Source organism: Nocardioides sp. (assembly GCF_034670285.1).
Lineage (GTDB): Bacteria > Actinomycetota > Actinomycetes > Propionibacteriales > Nocardioidaceae > Nocardioides.
The window spans coordinates 1-1,922 of sequence record NZ_JAXMNS010000539.1; the positions used below are offsets into that span (position 1 = coordinate 1).

The 1,922-nt window shown below is 72.3% G+C and carries 2 protein-coding genes; both read right to left on the reverse strand.

What is annotated here, in order from left to right; all coding sequences use genetic code 11:
• On the reverse strand, nt 1–949 hold a 949-nt coding region (locus VOI19_RS18760), incomplete at its 3' end, for a HupE/UreJ family protein (protein WP_323794456.1).
• A gap of 1 nt (nt 950) precedes the next feature.
• Nucleotides 951–1,922 (reverse strand): YHYH protein (locus VOI19_RS18765; RefSeq protein ID WP_323794457.1); only part of this gene is annotated, 972 nt, incomplete at its 5' end.

Genomic DNA, 1,922 nt, shown 5'->3' on the forward strand with positions numbered 1-1,922 from the left:
CGATACCGAGGTTGAACGCGGCGAGCGCGGCGACCTGGTCGCCGGCGGCCAGGCCCAGCGAGCCGAGGCTGCTGGCGAAGCCGAGGCCGTGCACGACCCCGACGAGCGCGGCGACCCACGGTCGCAGCGACTCGCCCTTCTTGCGGAGGGCGAGGAACGCCGTGGCGACGACCGAGAGCGCGATGGCCGGCTCGACGATCGCGACCGGGATCGGGACGATGCCGAAGTAGGCCAGGCCCAGGCTCACCGCGTGGCCGACCGTGAACGCGGTCACCAGCTTGACGACCCGCCACGTCGTGGCGCGCGACACCACCGAGCCCACGACCGCGAAGGTGAGGACCACCAGGAAGAGCAGGTGGTCGAGACCCGAGGCCACGTGGTCCAGGCCGCTGGTGAAGAACGACCTGACGGCGCTGATGCTGCTCAGCGAGACCGCGAGGTCGCCGTCCCCGCTGAGGTGGGCGGCAACCAGGTCGTCGTCGACCGACACCAGGACCTGCTCATTCGGTGAGGCAAGGGTCCAGGTGAGGTCCAGCTCGGAGGCGTCACCGGGGTAGGGGCCGGTGACGAAGGCGATCTCGACGTACGCCGAGGGTTCGGCCTCGTCGCCGGCCGGGGCCGGGCCGGCGCCGATCAGCACCGTCTCCTCGCCGTCGACGGCGATCGTGACGTGCTCGCGCAGCACGGCGACCAGCCCCTCCGCGACGGAGGCGTCCTGCTCCGACCGCTCCTCGGCATCGAGCAGGCCGTCGCCGGAGGTGTCGTCGTAGCCCAGGTCGCCGAAGGCGACGAAGGCGGTGCCGAGGACCCGTTCGTCGGTGACCGTCAGCGCGATGGCGTCGCCGGTGTCGTCGTGCGCCGCGGCGGGGCCGGCGCCGAGCAGGATCACTACGGCGCACGTGAGGCCTGCCAGCAGCGCTCCCAGCAGACGCTGCACCTTGGTGCGCACCTCAGCCCCCAGCCGGCGGCGCGCCGGGAGGTCCGCCGCCGTCCCCGCCCGCACCGGCACCGCCGGGCAGGGCGGCGTCGGCGTTGTCGGGGCTGCTCAGCGCCGACTGGGCCGTCGCGCCGACCAGGCAGGTCGGCAGGTTCGGGGAGTCGTAGGTGAGGTGGTAGTGGTAGCCGGTGCCGAGCTCGTCGGTCTCCGAGACGTGACCGGAGCACTCGTCGAGGTCGTCGGGGATGCTGCGGTCCTCCTCGGGACCGTAGATGGCGTAGCCGTCGTAGGCGAAGCCCACCAGGGCCTCCGCGTCCTGCGTGATGTCGCAGGACACGTCGGTTCCCGACTCGTCGAGGTTGGTCTGGATCGACTCGGCCCCGAAGTGCCAGTGGTAGTAGCCGGACGGGTCGACGTGGCCACCGCAGGCGTCGAGGGCCGGGAGGCCGCCGCGGTCGGCGACCGAGGGTGCGTCGGCGAAGATCGTGACCCCGTCGAGCGCCAGGCCGACCTGCCCGACGGTCCCGAGGTCGGTCGGGCTGTCGAGCGTCTCGGGCGCGGTCGGGATCAGCACCTGCAGGTGGAACGAGCCGTCGGCGGTCGCCTCCAGGCAGGAGTTCGCCGTCGTCGACGACGTGGCGCTCTGGGCGCCCGGGTCGGTCACGGTGATGCTGCCGTCGTCGTCCACGAAGTCGTAGCCCTGGTCGCTCATCATCGTCCAGTAGTCGGCGTCGAGGGCGTAGAGGCCGGGGTCGTCGCCGTCCCAGACCCAGATGCCGCCGACGTCGTCGGTGGTCTCGGGGCAGTAGGGCCCGTCGGTGTCCACCGTCGAGGCCAGGCTGGCGACCTCGTACTGGTAGCAGGTGGTCTCGGTGCCGGTCGACAGGGTGCAGTCGACGACGGTGGGCACCTCGGTGAGGGCCTCGTCGTCGAAGAGCACCGTGGGGTCGACGTCGGTCGGCTCGGCGGTCGACGGGTCCGTGCT